A 21,165-nucleotide genomic window follows, 5' to 3' on the forward strand; every position below is an offset into this window, starting at 1 on the left:
CCGATTTACCGATGTAGCTGTTCAAACGTATTGAAATAAGTGGGAAATGTTTTGGCAGTACATTTTGGATCTAAAATAGTTACTGGAGTATTAGATAATGCAACCAGTGAGAAACACATTGCTATTCGATGATCGTTATACGTTTCGATTTCTGCGTGTTGAAATTTGTCTAAGTCAAGCGGCTGAATTCGGATAAAATCTTCGCCTTCTTCAACTTCTGCCCCCACTTTTCGCAGCTCTGTTGCCATTGCACTCAAGCGATCTGTTTCCTTTACTCGCCAATTGTAAATATTGCGAATGACTGTTTCTCCCTCTGCAAATAAAGCTGTTGTGGCAATCGTCATCGCCGCATCAGGAATATGATTCATATCCATATCAATCCCTTTTAAACTACCCTGCTCTGCTTGAATAAAATCCTCTCCCCAAGTGATTTTTGCCCCCATTTTTTCTAACACATCAGCAAACAAGCGGTCTCCTTGAATAGAATTTTTACCAATCCCTGTTACCTTTACCTTCCCTTTTATCGCTCCAGCCGCAAGAAAATAGGAAGCAGATGAAGCATCACCCTCCACTAAATATTTTTCAGGGGAGATATAACATTGATTTCCCCTAACAAAAAAAGTTTGATAATTTTTGTTTTCTACTTCAATCCCAAAATCTTTCATCATCGCCAGCGTAATATCAATATAAGGCTTAGAGACTAACTCACCTATGATTTCTATTTCCATATCTCCATTAGCAAGTGGGGCGGACATTAATAATGCGGTTAAAAATTGACTTGAAATAGAACCATCAATTTTCACTTTACCGCCATTTAGTCCTGTATTACGAATAGCAATCGGCGGATAACCTTCATTTTCTAAGTATTCAATATTTGCCCCAATTTGGCGAAGTGCATCAACTAAATGCTTAATTGGGCGTTCCTTCATTCGAGGTTCACCTGTCAAAACCACTTCTGCCTCGCACTCCCCTTTTAGACACAACGCCGCTGCTAATGGACGCATTGCCGTTCCTGCATTTCCTAAAAAAATGGACAGCCCATCTTGTAATTGAAATGCACCGCCCATTCCTTCCACTTCACAAACTGTTTTATCTTCTGACAAGCGATAATTTACCCCAAGATGTTTTAACGCATTCAACATATGGCGAATGTCATCACTCTCCAATAAATTTGTTACTTTCGTTGTGCCTTGTGCCAATGCCGCCAGCAGCAAAGCTCGATTTGATAAACTTTTTGAACCTGGTAAATTAATTTCGCCCTCTATATGAGTAATGGGCTGTAACGTGATTTTATTCATTGTACATAACCTTTAAATTTAAATGAGAGCATACTATCACAACCTTTTTTTCTCCGCATCAATGACTTAACTCATCAGCAATCACTTCGGCTTGTTTTAGTACAAATTCCACCGCTTCTAGCTGTTTGTCAGGTGGATATTTGAAGAGTCTTAACGCTCGGCGTATTTCAATTCGCATTTTGGCACGCACGGATTCTTTAAATTGCCAGTCAATGGTAATCGCCTCAAGCCACAAGGCTTGATGACGGCTGTTTTTCACTTTTTCTAAAAACTGCTCCGACAAAATCTCAATATTCGGCTGATCTCGGTTAAGCAACGCAAATAAATCCACTGCACCATCTGCTTTTACCGCTTGATTCAGCAATGCCACCAATTTAATCTGGCGGTCGGCAGGGTTAGCGGTCGAATTTGGCTCACGTTTTGCAAGCATTGCGTCCCTACCGATCAGGTTGAATTAATATCTAAGTCAGCACCTTAATCAATGCTTTAAAGAATCGATCGTTTTCCTCTGGCAAGCCAATACTGACTCGTAAATGGTTTGGCATTCCATAACCTGCAATTGGTCGGACAATCACGCCTTCACGCAACAATGCATCATAAATTGGCGTGGCTGGGCATTTAAAATCGATGGTGATGAAATTGCCTTTCGATGGGATATATTCTAGCCCTTGAGCTTGGCAGAATGTTTCGTAGCGAGCCATTTCCAAGCGGTTGTTTTCGGCGACTTTTTCGATAAAAGCATCGTCATTCATCACCGCCACCGCTGCCGTAAGAGCAAGGCTATTGCAGTTAAATGGCTGACGAACTCGGTTAAGCAATTCGGCTATTTCTGGGTTAGATACCGCATAACCTATGCGAAGCCCTGCCAATCCATAAGCCTTTGATAATGAGCGAGAAACAATTAAATTTGGATATTTTTGCAAAAGTTTGAAAGAATCTAACCGCTCATTTGCTTGGGTAAATTCAGTATAAGCCTCATCTAGCACCACAATCACGTTGTTTGGCACATTGGCAAGGAAGAGATCTATTTCGCTCTCTGTAAGGAAATTACCTGTTGGATTATTTGGGTTAGCAATAAAAATAAGTTTAGTTTTTTCATTGATTGCAGCCAAAAAAGCATCAAGATCGTGTCCCCAATTTTTCGCAGGAACTTCACGAGCAGTCGCATTAATTGCTTTGGTTACTAATGGATAAACAATGAAAGCGTATTGTGAATAGATAATTTCGTCTTTCTCGCTGACGAAAGTGTGGGCGAATAGTTCGAGTAAATCGTTTGAGCCGTTGCCAAGCGTAATTTGATTAGGCTGAACACCAAATCTACGAGAAATCGTGGATTTCAGTTCGAAACCGTTGGCATCTGGGTAGCGAGTAAGTTCATTCAGTTGTTGAATGATGGCTTGTTTGGCACTGTCTGGGAAACCAAATGGATTTTCATTTGAGGCAAGTTTTATAATATTTTGAATGCCAAGCTCTCGTTCGAGTTCTTCGATAGGCTTTCCTGCTTGATAGGGAGAAAGCGATTTGACGCCTTCACTAACAAGTTGGCTAAATTGCATATAGGTTGCTCCTAAAATAATAATACTATTTAACGTAAACGCTAGGTTTGGCGTCCTTATTGATTTTGTGCAAACTTATCCATAAAGGCAATTAACGCTTGTACACCTTCTATTGGCATTGCGTTGTAAATAGACGCACGCATTCCGCCTAACACTTTATGCCCTTTCAAGGCTTGTAAGCCACAAGCGGTCGCTTCTGCCACAAATTTTGCATCAAGCTCATCATTTCCTGTACTGAAAGTGACGTTCATTAATGAACGATTTTGCCTTGTAACGCGGTTATGGTAAAAATGGCTTTGATCAAGATAGTCATACAGCAATTTTGCTTTCTGTTGGTTACGCTGTTCAATGGTTTTTATTCCGCCTTCTGCAAGCCAATATTTAAACACGAGCGAGCAGAGATACCAAGCAAACGTAGGCGGTGTATTAATCATTGAATCACTTTGAGCTTGCACGGCATAATTCCAAATTGATGGCGTATCTTGACGAGCATTGCCAATCAAATCTTCACGCACGATAACGATTGTTATCCCAGAAGGACCGATATTTTTTTGCGCACCTGCATAAATTAAACCAAATTGGCTAATGTCAATTTCTCGAGAAAGAATATTAGATGACATATCCGCAACGAGTACCGCATTCCCAACATTCGGTACATCAAATAACTCAATGCCACTGATTGTCTCATTTGGGCAATAATGCACATAATCATAATTTTCAGCGATATCACTAAAATCTAAATTAACAATCCCCTGCTCTGCCCCTTGCGTTAAAAGATTAACTTCATCAATTGTACAGAAATTGCGTGCTTCTTTTGCCGCCGTTGCCGACCAGTGTCCACTGGTAAGATAAAGGGCCCTCCCTTTTTTTCCAATTAAATTCATCGGAATTGCCGCAAATTGTCCTCTCGCACCACCTTGCAGAAACAATATTTTGTAATTATCGGGTATCTGATATAAAGACCGAAAATTGCGATCTGCTTGAGCAGCCAATTCAACAAATGGCTTTCCTCGATGGCTTACCTCCATAACCGATGAGCCTAATCCCTGCCAGTTAAGCAATTCAGATTGTGCCTGTTCAAGTACCTGAGGGGGTAACATTGCAGGTCCTGCACTAAAATTATAGGTTTGTGTCATTGCATTTGCCTCATTGTGATTTTTTATTGTTGTAAAAATAATGGTGAATGAATAGAAATCTAACTAGCGATCATTATTGCTTCAATATCTGCAATTTCTTTTGGTGCTGCACTGGTTAGATTTTTGTTGCCGTACTCGGTGATTAACAGATTATCTTCAATTCGAATACCAATGCCTTTATATTGTTCTGGCACATCAGCATCTCGTGGAATATACAATCCAGGTTCAACCGTAAGAACCATACCAATTTCCAATGGGCGATCTCTATCCGAACCATATTCGCCCACATCGTGTACATCTAGTCCTAGCCAATGCCCGAGTCCGTGCATATAAAACGCTTTATAAGCTTTTTCGTCAATTAATGTTTGCACATCGCCTTTAAGAATCCCTAGATTTACTAAACCTTCAGTCATTATTGCAACCGCTTTATCGTTGGCTATTTTTATCGAACTTTGTGGTACAAGCAGTTTGGTTGCCTCTTTCGACGCACTTAAAACTAATTGATATAACTCTCGTTGTGGCTGACTAAATTTTCCATTTATGGGAAATGTGCGTGTAATATCGCCTGCATACATTGCAAATTCGGCTCCAGCGTCAATCAGTACTAAATCGCCATCACGCAACACTTGGTCATTTTCATTGTAGTGCAGAATACACGCATTCTCACCGCCTGCAACAATCTGATTATAAGAGGCAAAACGAGCACCAAAACGTGAAAATTCGTGCTGAATTTCCCCTTCAATTTCCATTTCGTAGCGGTTTGGACGAGTTTGTTTCATTGCACGAAGATGAGCTAGTGCTGAAATTTGACACGCCTGCTGAATAAGTGCTATCTCTTGTTCTGATTTAAACAATCGCATTTCTGATAAAATAGGCTGCCAATCAATAAGATGAACAGGCGATGTTTGACGATTATCTCGCATAGTATCAAACGTTTTAAATACAATCTCATCACCCCAAGTTTGCAATCCTCTTGCATAATAACAAGCGGTCAGATTAGCCACTTTTTTTGCAAATATTGTTTGAATGTCAGTGATATCATAGGCTTCATCAACATTCAATTGCCTAGGTGCTTGCTCAACCCCTAATCGGCGACCATTCCACGTTTCCATTAAAGGATCTTTTTTACGTAAAAATAATACCGTTTCACATTGCCCTGTCCGCTTTATCAGTAATAATGCAGATTGTGGCTCGGCAAAACCTGTGAGATACCAAAAGTAACTATCAGGACGAAAGAGGTAGTCACAATCATTGTTACGACGTTTTTCAGTTTCAGTAAAGACGATAAGTGCTGAATTATCCTGCATTTGTTCAAATAAACGTGAACGGCGTGCAGAAAATTCAGACAGTGGCATTTTTTGTAAGTAAGCGAGATCCATAAATTTTCCTTTTGAACAAAAATTGTTACGATTTTAACATAAAAGCATAGACAAGCGAGTACAACACAAGCAGAATAATTCAATAATTTAGCGAGGAGATAATAATGATTACGATAGACACATTATGCCAGCTTGTGGCGAAATTGCGTGATCCAAATGGTGGCTGCCCTTGGGATATTGCTCAAACATTCGATTCAATGCTGCCACACTTATTAGAAGAAACATACGAAGTTGCTGAAGCGATACATACTCAAAATGCCTCTGCTCTGCGTGAAGAACTTGGCGACTTACTCTTGCAAGTCATCTTCTTAAGTCAGTTAGCACAAGAAGAAGGCGATTTTACCTTTCAGGACGTATTAGAGGATCTACATACGAAATTGATTGATCGTCACCCGCACGTGTTTGGTGACAAAAAAGCCAGTAATAGCGAAGAGGCTTTAGCTAATTGGGAAGCTCAAAAAGCCGCACAAAAAGCAAAATCTGGACAATCGTCTATTTTAGATGATTTGCCTTTTGCATTGCCTGCTTTGACACGAGCAAATAAATTACAAAAACGTTGTGCTAAAGTCGGCTTTGATTGGCAAGAGCCACAAGCTGTATTTAATAAAGTTGCGGAAGAATTAGACGAAGTGGCTCAAGAGATGAAACAAACGCCTGTTGAGAGAGAAAAATTAGAGGAAGAATTAGGAGATTTATTTTTTGCAAGTGTGAATTTGTGCAGGCACTATAAAATTGATGCCGAAAGTTGCTTACGTCAAGCAAATGTAAAATTTGAAAATCGTTTCCGTCAGATAGAAAAAAAGGTTGCAACCCAAGGAAAAACCTTATCTGAATGTACACTTGCCGAGTTAGATTTATATTGGGAACAGATAAAAAATGTGGAAAAAAATAGCAAAGTTGGATAGAGTATTGTCGATTTTTGTTTATTTATGTAAATGGCTGAGTAAGGAGTCATAATGCAAAAAATTTTACTTGTTGATGATGATATTGAATTAACTGAACTGCTTGCTGAGTTACTTTCATTAGAAGGATTTGATGTTCATACCGTACATAATGGCGAAGAAGCTCTCAATGAACTAGAGCATCAGAGTTACGATCTAATTTTGCTTGATGTGATGATGCCTGTACTAAATGGTATTGAGACGCTCAAACAAGTTCGTAAAAAATACTGTACACCTATTCTGATGTTAAGTGCAAGAGACGATGAAATCGATAGAATATTGGGTTTAGAATTAGGTGCTGACGACTACCTACCAAAGCCTTTCAATGATCGTGAGTTAGTCGCTCGCATTAAAGCGATTTTACGACGCACTAAAATAGGTAAAGTGATCGTTGAGACCACGGAATCTGAAGATGATCACAAACCACTTTATTTTGGTGGCGTTGAATTACATTCAGGTCGCCAGCAGGCGATTTTTGAGGAGAGAGATTTAGATCTCACAGGAACGGAATTTGCATTGTTGCAAATGCTTGTTCGCCACGCAGGTCAGATTCTTTCTCGAGAATTGCTCAGTTTCGAAATTTTAGGTAAACAACTCACCCCTTATGATCGTGCAATTGATATGCATATTTCAAATCTGCGTAAAAAACTACCTGAACGCAACGATAACTTACCTTGGTTTAAAACATTGCGTGGTCGTGGTTATTTATTGGTTACAGAAAAATAATCTCAGCCTCTCTTTATCACATAATCCCCCAATAAGGGGGATTTTCGTTTGTCTGTTAAGTATTTATCTATCAAATTATGAGAAAACGATTTAATCAATTAAAAACGCTCCGTAACTATTTAGCTTACCAAATATTTGTTTCTTTCTTTGGGACAATTGCAATTGTCCTTGGTATCGCCTTGCTGCTCCCTAATTTTGACACACGATCATTTAATTCCATTGAAGATGATCAACGTTTTTTCTTTACAAACGAAAGTCTTTATACACAACAAGAATATAACCTTGATGAAGTTTTTCAGCGTAATCTTTCAGTTACTACACTAAATGGTTTTGAGGTCATTTTACTTGAAAAGCAAACAGGATTAGTGAGCGGAATCAGCGGTAATCAGTTAAAAGCTTTACAAGCTTTTATATTTAAAGCGGATAATCCTTATGCCCCTTTGCAACGCCGTTTTGATGCGATTGAAATTTATGGTCCTTTTCTAGTTGAGTCCTCTACCAATCACTACTTACAATACTTTATCAAAAAGGTTGATCCACAACGTGAATTTATTAACTCGATGTTTGATTCACCATGGCTGATGTTATTAATTCTATTACTCGTTAGCACCCCTCTACTCCTTTGGTTATCGTGGCGGATTGCAAAACCTGTTAAAGCCCTACGTTTGACTGCAAATGCGGTCGCAACAGGGAATTTAACAATCAATCCCGATCTCGAAACTCGAGGGATTAATGAATTGCGAGAAGTCGGCAAAAGTTTTAATCGAATGATTACCTCTCTTGAAAAATTAACAAGTTATCAGCAAGGCTTGTTATCAAATATTTCTCACGAACTAAAAACACCACTGACACGAATGCAGCTAGCCGTTTCACTACTTCGCCGTCGCAATGGTGAATCAAACGAACTTATTCGTATTGAAAATGAAATTCAAAAATTAGATACGATGATTCACGATTTATTAATACTCTCACGCCAACAAGTAAATCAACATTTAGAAAGAGAAATTTTTAGTATTAATAAAATTTGGGAAGATGTATTGGAAGATGCAAAGTTTGAATTAGAACAAAATAATATTCACTTTTATATTCAGCAGCGTATTTCCTATCCTGAACGCCATTTTATTAATGGCAACGTTGGATTGCTCGCCAGTGCAGTTGAAAACGTCATTCGTAATGCTCAAAAGTATGCTTATCAATGTGTAAAAGTAATGATGTATATTGATAAATCAGAATTATTAATACTGATTGATGATGACGGTATTGGCGTTCCTGAAGATCAATATGAAGAAATTTTCCGCCCATTTTATCGAGTAGAAGCCGATAGAGCGAGACAGACAGGGGGAACAGGACTAGGACTTGCTATTGTGTTAAATGCAGTAAAACAACATAAAGGTACTGCAATCGCAGAAAAAAGCCCTCTTGGTGGACTAAGAATTAAGCTACAGCTTCCACTGTGGGTTGAATAACGCTTGGTTAATCCACATAGGTAATACAAGCAGTCAGAATCCGCTTAAAATTTGCAAATGGTTTCAATACATATAGCAAGGAAAAATGATGGAAAAAAATAGACTTACCAATTTAGAGTTAGAACAGATCTTAAATACAAAACTTAACAGCCAAGCGATCAGTGATTACGCACCAAATGGTTTACAAGTGGAGGGAAAGCGTGAAATACGACACATTGTAACGGGAGTAACTGCAAGTCTACCTCTTATTCAATATGCCATTGAGCAAAAAGCTGATGCAATTTTGGTACACCATGGCTATTTTTGGAAAAACGAAAATCCGTGCATTCGTGGAATGAAAGGAAAACGCATTCAGCAATTAATCAAGAATGAGATCAACTTATTTGCCTATCACCTCCCTTTGGATATACACCCCGAATTAGGTAATAATGCTCAATTGGCACAGCAGATAGGCGTTAAAAATCTACAAAATTTAGAAGATAAATCTCTTTCTATTCCTATCTATGGCGAGCTAGATACTCCAATTTCGGCTCAAGAACTCGCACTCCGTTTGGAAAAATGTTTACGCCGTCAGCCTATTTTATGCCACGAATTTATTAAGGACTTTCCTCAAAAGCCGATTAAAACAGTGGGAATTTGCACAGGCGGTGGACAAAACTACATTGATTTAGCAGCTCTAAAAGGGCTTGATGCGTTTATTAGCGGAGAAATTTCCGAACAAACTACGCATTCTGCGAGGGAGCAAGGTATTTACTACTTCGCTTGCGGTCATCACGCTACTGAACGAGATGGCGTCAAAGCATTGGGAGAATGGATTTCAGATCATTATCCTGTTACGGTTGAATTTATGGACATTGATAATCCTGCATAAAATACGCTTGAATTAGATTAAACTAAAAAAGAAAAAGTAGGGACACGATGCTTCTGTCCCTCGTTTAGAATATCATTAAATAGCTTCGAGTAGGGCTAATACAACAATCCCCTCTTTAGTTCTTAAATAGTGTAGCTGGTAATTCTCTACACTATATATAAATTCGCTATTCTCTAGGGCTTGAGTATTATCATCATTGCTTTTTGCTAATTGTGGCAGTAATTCGATTATCGTTTGCTGAAGTGTTGGGGCTTTTTTCTTTAAACGATTAAAGCTATCCAACGCATTTTTATAGAATACAATAGCTGATTTTCGCCACGTTGTGCCTGTCGTACTATCTTCTAACTCGACATTTCTACGAGCGAGTGCGTCTCGTGTTTGATCCGCTTCTGCCCAATTTTTTTCTTCTCTCGCTTGATTACGCCGAGCAATTAATGCCTCAATTTCTGCAATTTCTGCACTGTCTACCGCTCCCTGTAAAAATTTGTCTGGTTCTTGAGTGAGCAAACCTAATACCTCTGCAAGCTGCTTTAAACGAGTGGCAAGGTAATTCGCCTGATTTAGATCACTTTGCTTTAATTTATTGATTTCACGAGCTAATTCAAACAGCACTGCCAATGCTGCTGGCGTATTAAAATCATCATTCATTGCCGCTTTAAATGCTTGCACATAGTTATCCTCTGGCACTATCGATAATGAGAAATCGCAACCTCGTAACGCTGTATAAAGACGAGTGAGTGCAGAACGTGCTAAATCTAAATTTTCGACACTGTAATCCAACAAACTGCGGTAATGTGCTGTAAGAAAAAAGTAACGTAAACTCTCAGCATCATATAACCCTAACATATGGCGAATACTGAAATAATTGCCTAAAGATTTAGACATTTTTTCTTTATCAAGCGTTAGCATACCTGTATGTAGCCAGTAATTAACATAGTTTTTACCGTTGGCACAGCAAGACTGGGCAATTTCATTTTCGTGATGCGGAAACATCAAATCGGAACCGCCACCGTGAAGATCAAAATGGTGTCCCAATTCCTTACTATTCATCGCAGAACACTCAATATGCCACCCTGGGCGACCTTTCCCCCAAGGCGAGTCCCAGCTTGGTTCATTTTCTTTTGACATTTTCCATAACACAAAATCCATTGGGTTACGTTTTACACTCTTCACCTCAACACGACTTCCTGCTTGAAGTTGTTCTAAATTTTGACGAGAAAGCCCGCCATATTCAGGATAAGACTCAACACTAAACATCACATCACCATCTTCTGCAATATAAGCGTGTCCATTGTCAATCAGCTTTTGAACAAGATCGACAATATCTGGAATATGCTGAGTTGCACGAGGCTCAACATCAGGGCGTAAAATATTCAACGAATCAAAATCTTTGTGCATTTCTGCAATCATTTTTTCAACTAATTGCTCACAACTTTCATTATTTTTTAATGCACGTTTGATAATTTTATCGTCCACATCAGTAATATTACGCACATAACGCACGTTATAACCTAAATAACGCAAGTATCGAACAATCACATCAAATGATACAAAGGTTCTCCCGTGTCCAAAATGACACAAATCATATACAGTTACCCCACAGACATACATTCCCACTTGCTTAGGATTGAGCGGTTTAAATTCTTGCTTTTCACGTTTTAGGGTATTGTAAATCTTAAGCATAGTATCCTCTGTTCACTGAATTAAAATTGGTTGCAATATAACAAAAAATAAAAAGAGTTTGCAGAAAAAATGGATTATCTCACCGCTTGTTATCTCTTTTATTTCTTTGGATTTAGAATTTTGTCATTATTTGCTTTGGCACGATAAAAATAGCTGGCACCACAACAATTGCCATCAGCCAAAAACTGGCTTCTGGAAAATGAGGGTAAATTAAACCTGATAAAAAGGTAAATAATGCCATAAACACACAACTGGCGGAACCAAAATAAAGTGCTTGTAATTTAGCTATATGCTCTGCTAGCTGCGTTGCAATGTAACGAATCATTGCATAATGCCCCATTCCATACGAAATAGCGTGTAGAAGTTGTATGATGACTAACAATTTAAAATCACTTGTTGAGGACAGCATTACCCAACGTATAATCGTTCCAACTGCACAAACTAAAAATAATGAATGCAATTTCCACATTTTAAACATTCGATTAGCGATAAAGAAGAAAAATATTTCAGCACACACAGCAACACCCCAAAGCAAACTAGCTTCTTGGGTAGATGTGCCAGCATCTTTCCAATAAATTGTGCTATAGGCGTAATAAGCAGCGTGAGAGGATTGAATGAGCGAAATCGCAATCATCATTTTCAATGTTGTCGGCTGTTTAAATAACTGCCAATAACTCACTGTATTTGTTAGCTCTGATTTTGCTGAAGATGAAAATGTTTGTGAAGGGTTTAATGTTGTCCCAATACCCAAAAAAACTAGCCAGCCAGTAATAATCAAAATCACACTCGCTTCACCAAACCACCCAATAAGATAACCTGTGCTAACGCTTCCCACGACAAATGCAAGAGAGCCAAATAAACGTGTTTTTCCATAATCTAATCCGATCTGTTTTTGCCAAGTCGAGGAAATCGCATCAATAAGTGGCATTGCTCCGCCATTAAAAATATGAAATAACGCAATAGTTGGTAGTAATATCCAGCTATTTTCAACGCCCCACATCATTATCACTAGAATTAGAATGGTCAGCCAAGTTAAAATACGGCTTATAGGAATAAATTGAAAATGTGAAACTCGCTGTGAAAACAACATTGCCCCAATGAAACGAAATATATAGCCAAGGGCAATAATTAACCCTATAAGTTCTGCATTATATCCGTGATGATTTAGCCAAATAGGAAAGAAAGGTAGTAACACCCCATAAGCACAATAAAAACCAAAAAATTGAAAAGAAGACCATTGAAAAGGGGTCAGCTTTATCATAATGATACCTCCATTTCTTCTGCTCGAAGAATAGCTGCCTGCATTGCCTGCTCAACCATTTCAGTTAATTTATATTGCTCAAAAACAGCTATAGCTTTAGCCGTTGTTCCTCCTTTTGAGGTAACATTTTCTCGTAAAGTTGTAAAAGAATGCTCTTTATTCACGGCGACCATTTTTGCAGTCCCTAATGCTACAGATTGCACTAATAAACGGGCATCAGCCTCACTTATGCCTATCTTAATTGCGGCTTGCTGCATCGCTTCCATAAAGTAAAAAAAGTAGGCAGGGCTTGAGCCTGTCAAGGCGATAATCTGATTAATTTTTGCTTCCTCATCAAGCCAATAATATCGCCCTACTGCAGAAAAAAGCTGTTCTACAAATTGACAAGCGGTCTGATCAAGCCCTTTTTTTGCAAAAATTCCTGTCATTCCTTCACCAATTAGTGCTGGCGTATTTGGCATTGTACGAATAATTATCTTTGCAGTTGGTAAGAGAGACTCTAAACGTGCGATCGAGATGCCTGCCGCAATCGAAATCACCCATTTTTGTGAAAAGTCAAGTTGTGAAAAATCGCTACAAACTTCTGCTATCATCTGTGGCTTGACCGCAAGCACAACCACATCAGCCTGCTCTACAGCTTGACGATTTGACAATCCAACCATAACACCTAATTTTGCGAAGTCAGCGCGGCGTTGTAAGTTATTTTTATTGTTTGCAATAATTTTCTGTGCTGGATAACCACTACGAATTAACCCTGAAATTATCGCAAAAGCCATATTCCCTGCCCCAATAAAAGCAATGGTTTTGTGTGGCATAATGTCTACCTTTAAATAAGAACTAAAAACCTCGTTGCATTCTACCGTATCCAAGGTTTATTTATAAATTATTTTTACCCTTCAAAAGGGTCTACCCCTAACAATCGGTATTAAACCAACTAATTAGAGGTAGGCAGTTTTTCTTGATATAAATCAAAAAAAGAAGGGATTTAATACACTGAAATCCCTTACTAGTTTAATTACTCTGCAATTGCGTTATTGAATTGCTGAGCGAGAGGTATTTTTTTCAATTTTTATCGCATTTTTACCTTGAGGTAGTATCTCAATTCCCATTGGTGGATTTTCTAGAGCAATAGCCAGTACTTCATCAATCGTTTCCACTGCATAAATGGTCAAGGCCTGTTTTGCATTATCAGGGATATCCTCCAGATCTTTTTCATTTTCTTTTGGAATAATAACTGTTGAAATGCCTCCTCGGTGAGCTGCTAAGAGTTTCTCTTTCAATCCGCCAATCGGCAAAACTTTCCCTCGCAAGCTGATCTCACCTGTCATTGCAACCTCCTTACGCACAGGATTGCCCGTCAAGCTGGAGATTAATGCTGTACACATTGCAATACCTGCACTCGGTCCATCTTTTGGTGTTGCTCCGTCAGGAACGTGAACGTGAATATCCCGTTTTTCGTAAAAATCAATATCAATGCCTAATTTTTCTGCACGAGAACGCACTACAACCATTGCCGCTTGAATAGACTCTTTCATTACATCGCCAAGGGAACCTGTGTAAGAGAATTTCCCTTTACCTACAACAGAAGCCGTTTCGATCGTAAGCAGATCACCTCCGACTTCAGTCCACGCTAACCCTGTAACTTCACCAATGCGGTTTTGGCTATCCATTTTTCCATAATCAAAACGGCGTACACCAAGATAATCGTGTAAATTTTCATCATTCACGATAATAGATTTTAATTTTTTATCGACCACTAATGCTTTTACTGCTTTGCGGCAGATTTTAGCAATTTCTCTTTCCAGATTACGCACACCAGCTTCTCGGGTATAGTAACGGATAATCGCTTGTACCGCAGAATCTTCAATGCTCAATTCCCCCACTTTTAAGCCATTGCTTTCTTGCTGTTTTGCGATCAAATGCTCTTTAGCGATGTGCATTTTTTCATCTTCAGTGTAACCAGAGAGACGAATAACTTCCATTCTATCCAATAATGCAGGCGGCATATTCATTGAATTTGAAGTTGCCACAAACATCACATCTGAAAGATCATAATCTACTTCTAAATAATGGTCATTAAAGGCTTTATTTTGTTCTGGGTCTAACACTTCTAACAATGCTGATGCAGGATCCCCTCGCATATCCTGTGCCATCTTATCGATTTCATCTAGCAAGAAAAGCGGATTTTTTACACCAGCCTTTGCCATTTTCATCATTAGTTGTCCTGGCATTGCTCCAATGTAAGTGCGACGATGCCCTCGAATTTCAGCCTCATCACGCACACCACCTAATGCCATTCTGACATAGCTACGCCCTGTGGCATTGGCAATAGATTGTCCAAGCGAAGTTTTGCCAACTCCTGGAGGACCGACTAAGCAAAGAATTGGACCCTTGAGTTTATTTAAACGACTTTGTACAGCAAGGTATTCTAAAATACGTTCTTTTACCCTTTCTAGCCCGTAATGATCAGCGTCTAGTATTGCCTGTGCTTTTTGCAAATCTTTTTTAACAACAGACCGCTTATGCCAAGGTAGTTGTAAAACCCAATCAATATAGGTACGAATAACTGCCGCTTCAGAAGACCCTTGTGGCATTGTTTTGAGTTTTCTAAACTCGCCATCTATTTTTTCTTTTACTTCTTTAGGCAATTTGACCACTTCAATTTTTGCTTTAAGCTTTTCTAATTCAGCTTCTTCAACTTCTTCACCACCTAGCTCTTTTTTAATCGCTTTGATTTGCTCGTTTAAATAGTAATCACGTTGATTTTTTTCCATTTGTTGTTTAACACGACCACGAATTCGATTTTCCGTTTCTAAGGTATCTAACTCCGTTGCCATAGTGAGCAATAAGGTTTCAAATCGAGCTTTCAGATTGGTCTGCTCCAGTAACGCTTGTTTTTCTTTCACTGGTGCAATTAAATTGGCAGCAATAGTATCAGCCAAACGTTCCTCAAAAGTGATTTTCCGCAATTTAGGTAAAATCTCTGCTGGAATTTTTTTATTATTTTTCACATAATTTTCAAATTCGATGAGCGTTGTTTTCGCTAACACGGCTAATTCAGAGTCCTCATTCCTATAATCCGATATAAGAGGTATGGCTTTCACCCAAAAGCCCGACTCATCGTCACTAATTTGATCTATTTTTGCCCTGATTTGTCCTTCAACCAGCACTTTTACTGTCCCGTCTGGTAAATTTAGCATTTGAATAATATTAGCAACAACACCAACATCATAAATATCATCAATTGATGGATCTTCTTTATTTGGATCTTTTTGCGTAACTAAAAAAAGCTGCTTATTCATCTCCATTGCAGCCCGCAATGCCTCAATTGACTTATCTCGCCCTACAAATAATGGCATCACCATAAACGGGAATACGACGACATCTCGTAGTGGTAGTAACGGTAATTCAAGCGTTTTCTTTCTTCTTGCCATTTTAATTGTTCTCCTAATTATGATTCCCTAATTGCAATGGTATCCACTTGGCAGACTGTATTTATTGCTGTACTTTATTACAGAGTCCTCCAATTATGGGGGCTGATTTTTGAAATACAAGGAAAAAATACGAGATAAAGAAAAGCATTCAAAATATATGCAATAAATGCTATATTTGCCGACCATCTAGATGGTTAAAACCAGCAAATAATTAAAATAAACAACAGAAGAACAAACAGAAAATGGCAAACTACTCCGATATTACACTCGCCATCGCAGGCACTTGCCAAGCGGCCGCTTTAGTGCAAAATTTTGCAAAAAAAGGCACCACCGACAGAGAAATGCTTAAACAATCTCTTTCCAGCTTACTCATCACCCAACCTGATTCCACTCTTGGTGTTTTTGACCATCAGATTCAACATTTACAACTTGGCTTAGAGACAACGCTCACCCAATTTGGCGGCGTAAAAGGTAAATTTGACGCAGAAATTGGACGTTACTGGATAGGAATTTTAGTTTTAAGCCAAAAACTTGAAAAAACACCTGCGGCTAAAAATACACTTGCACAACGCCTTGAGCAACTCAAGCGTCAGCTTCCACTTTATGATAATGAAATCCTTCACGAGCAAATGATCGCCAACATTGCGTCCATTTACAGTGATATTATTAGCCCTTTGGGTCGCCGCATTCAAGTGATCGGCAATCAAGATAATCTAGCTCGTATTGAAATTCAAAATCGAATTCGAGCCGCTCTTTTAGCAGGTATTCGTTCAGGTATTCTTTGGCAACAAGTGGGTGGTTCTCGCTGGCAATTTCTCTTCTCACGTAAGAAAATTTTCATTCAGACTCAGCAATTTTACCGTTCACTCTAGCTTTATTGCTCAGGCTACGACTATTTACGCTAATTTTTATATCATTTATTTGGAGAACTTTAATGGAACTAATAGCACTTACCGCACTTTCCCCTATTGATGGACGTTATCAAGACAAAACAACATCACTTCGTGCCATTTTCAGCGAGTTTGGTCTACTCAAATTCCGAGTTACGGTGGAAGTACGTTGGCTACAAAAGTTAGCCTCACACACACAAATCCAAGAAGTTCCAGCTTTATCTGAAATAGCAAACGATTATTTAGATCAGATCATTGAAAATTTTTCTATTGATGATGCTCAGCGTATCAAGACGATTGAGCGAACAACCAACCACGATGTGAAGGCGGTGGAATATTATCTTAAAGAAAAATGTGAAACATTACCTGAACTACAAGCAATCAACGAATTTATTCATTTTGCTTGCACATCTGAAGATATTAATAACACCTCACATGCGTTAATGCTTCAAACCGTGCGTCATCAAGTACTTTTACCCGAATGGAAAAAAATTATTGATGCGGTTACTGATCTCGCAAAACGTTATCAACATATCCCTCTCCTTTCTCGCACACACGGTCAACCAGCCAGCCCAACCACGGTAGGGAAAGAGATGGCAAATGTTGTGTATCGTTTACAACGTCAATATAAACAACTCGAAAATCTTGAGGTTTTGGCTAAAATTAATGGTGCAGTGGGGAACTATAATGCACATTTATCCGCTTATCCTAATGTAGACTGGCATACATTTAGCCGTGAATTTATTGAGTCTTTAGGGGTGAGTTGGAATCCATATACTACACAAATAGAACCTCATGATTATATTGCTGAGTTCTTTGATTGTGTTGCTCGTTTTAATACGGTGTTAATTGATTTTGATCGCGATATGTGGGGCTATATCGCTCTTAACCATTTCAAACAACGCACCGTTGCAGGCGAAATTGGCTCCAGTACAATGCCACACAAAGTCAATCCTATCGACTTTGAAAATTCAGAAGGTAATTTAGGTTTAGCTAATGCTGTAATGAATCATTTGAGTGCAAAATTACCGATTTCTCGCTGGCAACGAGATCTCACTGACAGTACGGTTTTACGCAATTTAGGTGTTGGATTAGGCTACTCTCTCATCGCCTACGCTGCTACATTAAAGGGCATTAGTAAACTAGAGGTCAATGAACAACATCTGCTTGATGAGCTTAACCAAAATTGGGAAGTGCTGGCAGAACCGATTCAAACAGTGATGCGTCGCTACGGCATTGAAAAACCATACGAAAAGCTAAAAGAATTAACTCGAGGTAAACAAGTAACCCCACTAGCAATGCGTGAATTTATTGAACAGCTAAATATTCCAGCCGAAGAAAAAACACGCTTAATAGCAATGACCCCAGTAAATTACATCGGTTATGCAGCAGAATTGGTCGAAAAACTGTAATATTTTTCTCTAAACAGACCGCTTACAGCGGTCTGTTTCTTTGAATATCGATTGGATTTCGGTGTTTTAGGGATTAGTGCGATCGATCCTGACGGTTCGTTACTTGATTATGACCACCACGAAGTACAAGTAAAGCGAGCGTTAATGCAAAGTTCTCGGCAGGTGCTGCTCGCTACTGATCACTTTAAATTTTCTCGCAAAGCCATCGCACGTTTGTGTGATATAAAAGAAGTCGATTAGCTATTTACAGATAAAGAATTACCATTAGAATTACAACAACACATTGCATTTTCACCGTTAAAAGTCTATTTTTGCCATCAATAATGAAAATATCTATCAAAAATAATCAACTAACTGATAAAAAATGGTTTGCCTACGCTCAACTAATGCGTATGGATAAGCCCATTGGTATACTATTGCTACTGTGGCCAACATTGTGGGCAATATTTAGTGCTGCTGATGGTATCCCTCCTCTCTCTGTTTTCACTATCTTTATTTTGGGTGTGATCGTTATGCGAGCTGCTGGTTGTGTCATCAATGATTACGCTGATCGACATATTGATGGTCAAGTTAGACGAACCATATTTCGCCCCTTAGCAACGGGACGTATCAGCCCAAAAGAAGCAAAAATATTATTCATTACTCTCATAGCCATTGCCATTCTGTTAGTGCTACAACTCAATCTTTATACCATAGGATTGTCTATTATTGCAGTCTTACTTACAATGATTTACCCTTTTATGAAGCGTTATACTCATCTGCCACAATTCGTATTGGGTATGGCATTTAGTTGTTCTATACCAATGGCTTTTGGTGCGATTCAACAATCATTACCACTTGAATGTTGGATACTCTTTTTTGCTAATCTCACTTGGACTGTTGCCTACGACACACAATATGCTATGGTCGACCGTGATGATGATTTACTCATAGGTGTGAAATCAACTGCCATTTTATTCGCACAATACGACAATAAAATTATTGCATTACTGCAACTTTCAACATTATTTCTACTGCTTATCTTTGGTCAATTAAAACAGTTTAGTCTTCCTTATTTCATTGTTCTAGGTATCACCGCATCGTTATTTATTTATCAATGCTACCTCACCAAGCAAAGAAACCGACAATCTTGCTTCAACGCATTCCTAAATAATAATTATGTTGGAATGAGTATACTCATTGCAATCCTTGTCGGTATTTATAATTAGTCAAATTTAACAAAATACTGAAAATAACAACATTCTATTCATTTTGCCAGTATAACGAAATTGGTAGACATGATGGATTCAGAATCCCTTGGTAAATAATTATATCGGTTCAACTCCAACCTCAGCCGCCATAGTATCACTTTGTCAAATCCCCTTCGCTCCATATGTTACCTAATACAATCCCTCTGCAATAACAGAGGGATTGATATAAACTAAACTTTGCAATTTATAATCATCAATAAACAGCTATAGTGTATAAATCATAGGGACAATAAAGATCGCTGCAATAGCCGCAATAATGCCATAAATGATCATTGGAATCACAGTTTGCTTAATAATTGAGCCTTCTTTATTTGTAATATTAAGTACAGAACACACTGCAACAATATTATTAATGCAGACCATATTCCCCATTGCACCACCAACAGACTGTAAAGCAAGGATAAGACTAACTGATAAACCTGTTGTTTCCGCAGTTGAAAGCTGAACACTACCAAATGTTAAATTTGATACCGTGTTAGAGCCTGAGAAGAATGCTCCTACAGCCCCTAAATAAGAAGCAAAAATTGTCCAGTATTCCCCTGTTGCTTGAGCAAAACTCTGTCCAATAATTTTCACCATTGAGTTATCGCCGCCAATCAGCATTAAATTCACCATAATTAATGCACCCAATAATGCAAGGAATGGTTTTTTCGTTTGAGAGAAGCTGGTTGCAAAAATATCTTTTGTTTTCGCACCAGATACAGCAAACACTGGAATAGCGATCAATACGGTAACAACAAATGGAATAAGGGCTGGTACATAGAGCAATTTATAGCTTGTACCTACTGATGTACCAAGAATATTTTTTAGGCTGAAAATTAAACCTTGGCTGATTTCAAAGTTCGCAAATGACCCTAAAGACGATGATACCCACTCGGTGGCATTATTCATCATTGCTTTAAATGGCAGTTGTTGGATACGAGTAATAATTAAAATAGCAATTAACAATCCTGTTGGGAATAATGCTTTGGCTACTTCACCTACTGTTACCGCTTTTTGATCCAAAGTATTTTCTACTTTAGCTAAACCAATTCCTTTATTTGCGACCAACACAGAAATAAATAAGCCAATCGCGCCACCAACTAATGATGGGAATTCATAGTTTACTTGTGCAATCAATAAGTAAGGCACGACACACGCAAAAATACTGATATAAATAAACACAATATTTTGACGAATCTCTCTCCATGAGACAATAAAACGTAATGCCATCACTGGAATAATCAATGCAGCAATTGAGTGAATAAATGCAGTAATTGAACCAATTTCAAGAATTTGTTCTTCTGCTAATTTCATTGGTCCAAAACCGAACCAAGTTGGCGTACCAACTGCACCGAAAGACACAGGAACAGAGTTCATAATTAAGGCTAATACTGCTACTTTTAGTGGATTGAAACCTAGCCCAACTAAAATTGGAGCAGCGATTGCGGCAGGTGTACCAAAACCACTCGCTCCCTCAATCATAAATGCAAACGCCCAACCGATAATCATAATTTGGGCGACTGGGTTTGGGTTAATATTCCCAAGCCATTTACGCAACGTATTGGTCGCACCAGAAACTTCAGAGAAACGATTAAATAGAATTGCACCAAAAATGACAGTGATTGGTGTTAATACTGCGCCTAAACCTGATACAATATTTGCCATAACGAGGGTAAAGTCACTACCAAAATAGGTTAACTGTAGTACCAAAATAAGTGCAGCAATAAAGGGTAATGCCACATAAGATGGCAAAGCATTACGTTTTACCATTAAATAAATAAGTAAAACGATTGGAAAAATACTTAAAAATAAAGCCATAGAAAACCTCTTGGAAGCAGGAAACTGAATTAAAGTTAAAATAAAAATTAAATGTGGAGTGA

Annotated in this window: 15 protein-coding genes and 3 pseudogenes; 8 read left to right on the forward strand and 10 right to left on the reverse strand. The window is 38.5% G+C overall.

Going from position 1 to position 21,165, the window contains the following annotated elements; genetic code table 11:
- Nucleotides 1-5: 5 nt before the first annotated feature.
- From aroA to pepP, 5 genes and pseudogenes are all read right to left on the reverse strand, one after another.
- Complete coding sequence (gene aroA / locus EV693_RS05780; RefSeq protein ID WP_132501424.1) at nucleotides 6-1,298, reverse strand: 3-phosphoshikimate 1-carboxyvinyltransferase; 1,293 nt, start codon at nucleotides 1,296-1,298, stop codon at nucleotides 6-8.
- 58 nt (nucleotides 1,299-1,356) lie between these two features.
- Nucleotides 1,357-1,731 (reverse strand): annotated as a pseudogene (locus EV693_RS05785) (type I restriction enzyme endonuclease domain-containing protein); the annotation flags it as partial.
- Between the two features lie 28 nt (nucleotides 1,732-1,759).
- Nucleotides 1,760-2,854 carry a histidinol-phosphate transaminase gene (hisC, locus tag EV693_RS05790; protein ID WP_132501425.1) on the reverse strand — a complete coding sequence of 365 codons (1,095 nt, stop codon included), beginning with the start codon at nucleotides 2,852-2,854 and terminating at the stop codon, nucleotides 1,760-1,762.
- Between the two features lie 56 nt (nucleotides 2,855-2,910).
- A complete protein-coding gene (serC, locus tag EV693_RS05795) occupies nucleotides 2,911-3,990 on the reverse strand; it encodes a 3-phosphoserine/phosphohydroxythreonine transaminase (RefSeq protein WP_132501426.1) in 1,080 nt (359 codons plus the stop codon).
- A gap of 59 nt (nucleotides 3,991-4,049) precedes the next feature.
- Nucleotides 4,050-5,369, reverse strand: a complete 1,320-nt coding sequence (gene pepP / locus EV693_RS05800) for a Xaa-Pro aminopeptidase (protein ID WP_132501427.1) — start codon at nucleotides 5,367-5,369, stop codon at nucleotides 4,050-4,052.
- A gap of 104 nt (nucleotides 5,370-5,473) precedes the next feature.
- On the opposite strand from pepP, the gene mazG reads away from it, so the two are divergent.
- The 4 genes from mazG (at nucleotide 5,474) to EV693_RS05820 (ending at nucleotide 9,373) form a co-directional block, all read left to right on the forward strand.
- Nucleotides 5,474-6,274, forward strand: coding sequence for a nucleoside triphosphate pyrophosphohydrolase (gene mazG / locus EV693_RS05805; RefSeq protein ID WP_132501428.1), 801 nt, complete (start codon nucleotides 5,474-5,476; stop codon nucleotides 6,272-6,274).
- A gap of 51 nt (nucleotides 6,275-6,325) precedes the next feature.
- Nucleotides 6,326-7,036: a response regulator gene (locus tag EV693_RS05810; RefSeq protein ID WP_132501429.1), complete on the forward strand. Its 711-nt coding sequence runs from the start codon at nucleotides 6,326-6,328 to the stop codon at nucleotides 7,034-7,036.
- Nucleotides 7,037-7,113: 77 nt separating this feature from the next.
- Nucleotides 7,114-8,502, forward strand: coding sequence for an envelope stress sensor histidine kinase CpxA (gene cpxA, locus EV693_RS05815; protein ID WP_132501430.1), 1,389 nt, complete (start codon nucleotides 7,114-7,116; stop codon nucleotides 8,500-8,502).
- Nucleotides 8,503-8,590: 88 nt separating this feature from the next.
- Nucleotides 8,591-9,373: a Nif3-like dinuclear metal center hexameric protein gene (locus EV693_RS05820; protein ID WP_132501431.1), complete on the forward strand. Its 783-nt coding sequence runs from the start codon at nucleotides 8,591-8,593 to the stop codon at nucleotides 9,371-9,373.
- A 306-nt stretch (nucleotides 9,374-9,679) separates the two neighbouring features.
- Here the strand turns inward: EV693_RS05820 and cysS are convergent.
- The 4 genes and pseudogenes from cysS to lon form a co-directional block, all read right to left on the reverse strand.
- Nucleotides 9,680-11,056: pseudogene (gene cysS / locus EV693_RS05825) on the reverse strand (cysteine--tRNA ligase); the annotation flags it as partial.
- Nucleotides 11,057-11,168: 112 nt separating this feature from the next.
- Nucleotides 11,169-12,317 carry a 3-phenylpropionate MFS transporter gene (locus EV693_RS05830; protein WP_132501433.1) on the reverse strand — a complete coding sequence of 383 codons (1,149 nt, stop codon included), beginning with the start codon at nucleotides 12,315-12,317 and terminating at the stop codon, nucleotides 11,169-11,171.
- Nucleotides 12,314-13,132 carry a pyrroline-5-carboxylate reductase gene (gene proC / locus EV693_RS05835; RefSeq protein WP_132501434.1) on the reverse strand — a complete coding sequence of 273 codons (819 nt, stop codon included), beginning with the start codon at nucleotides 13,130-13,132 and terminating at the stop codon, nucleotides 12,314-12,316. The genes EV693_RS05830 and proC overlap by 4 nt, the downstream gene beginning before the upstream one ends.
- Nucleotides 13,133-13,348: 216 nt before the next feature.
- Nucleotides 13,349-15,751: an endopeptidase La gene (gene lon / locus EV693_RS05840; protein WP_132501435.1), complete on the reverse strand. Its 2,403-nt coding sequence runs from the start codon at nucleotides 15,749-15,751 to the stop codon at nucleotides 13,349-13,351.
- Nucleotides 15,752-15,993: 242 nt separating this feature from the next.
- Here lon and hflD point away from each other — a divergent pair, with 242 nt between their 5' ends.
- From hflD to ubiA, 4 genes and pseudogenes are all read left to right on the forward strand, one after another.
- Nucleotides 15,994-16,623: a high frequency lysogenization protein HflD gene (gene hflD, locus EV693_RS05845; RefSeq protein WP_132501436.1), complete on the forward strand. Its 630-nt coding sequence runs from the start codon at nucleotides 15,994-15,996 to the stop codon at nucleotides 16,621-16,623.
- A gap of 62 nt (nucleotides 16,624-16,685) precedes the next feature.
- Nucleotides 16,686-18,053 (forward strand): adenylosuccinate lyase, encoded by a 1,368-nt coding sequence (purB, locus tag EV693_RS05850; protein ID WP_132501437.1) that lies wholly within the window; start codon nucleotides 16,686-16,688, stop codon nucleotides 18,051-18,053.
- Between the two features lie 27 nt (nucleotides 18,054-18,080).
- Nucleotides 18,081-18,377: pseudogene (locus tag EV693_RS05855) on the forward strand (hypothetical protein); the annotation flags it as partial.
- Nucleotides 18,377-19,261: a 4-hydroxybenzoate octaprenyltransferase gene (gene ubiA, locus EV693_RS05860; RefSeq protein ID WP_132501439.1), complete on the forward strand. Its 885-nt coding sequence runs from the start codon at nucleotides 18,377-18,379 to the stop codon at nucleotides 19,259-19,261. The pseudogene EV693_RS05855 and the gene ubiA, both read left to right, overlap by 1 nt.
- 246 nt (nucleotides 19,262-19,507) lie before the next feature.
- On the opposite strand, the gene EV693_RS05865 is transcribed toward ubiA, so the two are convergent.
- Nucleotides 19,508-21,103 (reverse strand): L-lactate permease, encoded by a 1,596-nt coding sequence (locus EV693_RS05865; RefSeq protein ID WP_132501440.1) that lies wholly within the window; start codon nucleotides 21,101-21,103, stop codon nucleotides 19,508-19,510.
- Nucleotides 21,104-21,165: the final 62 nt, after the last annotated feature.

The sequence above is a fragment of the Nicoletella semolina genome, assembly GCF_004345745.1.
Taxonomy (GTDB): Bacteria; Pseudomonadota; Gammaproteobacteria; order Enterobacterales; family Pasteurellaceae; genus Nicoletella; species Nicoletella semolina.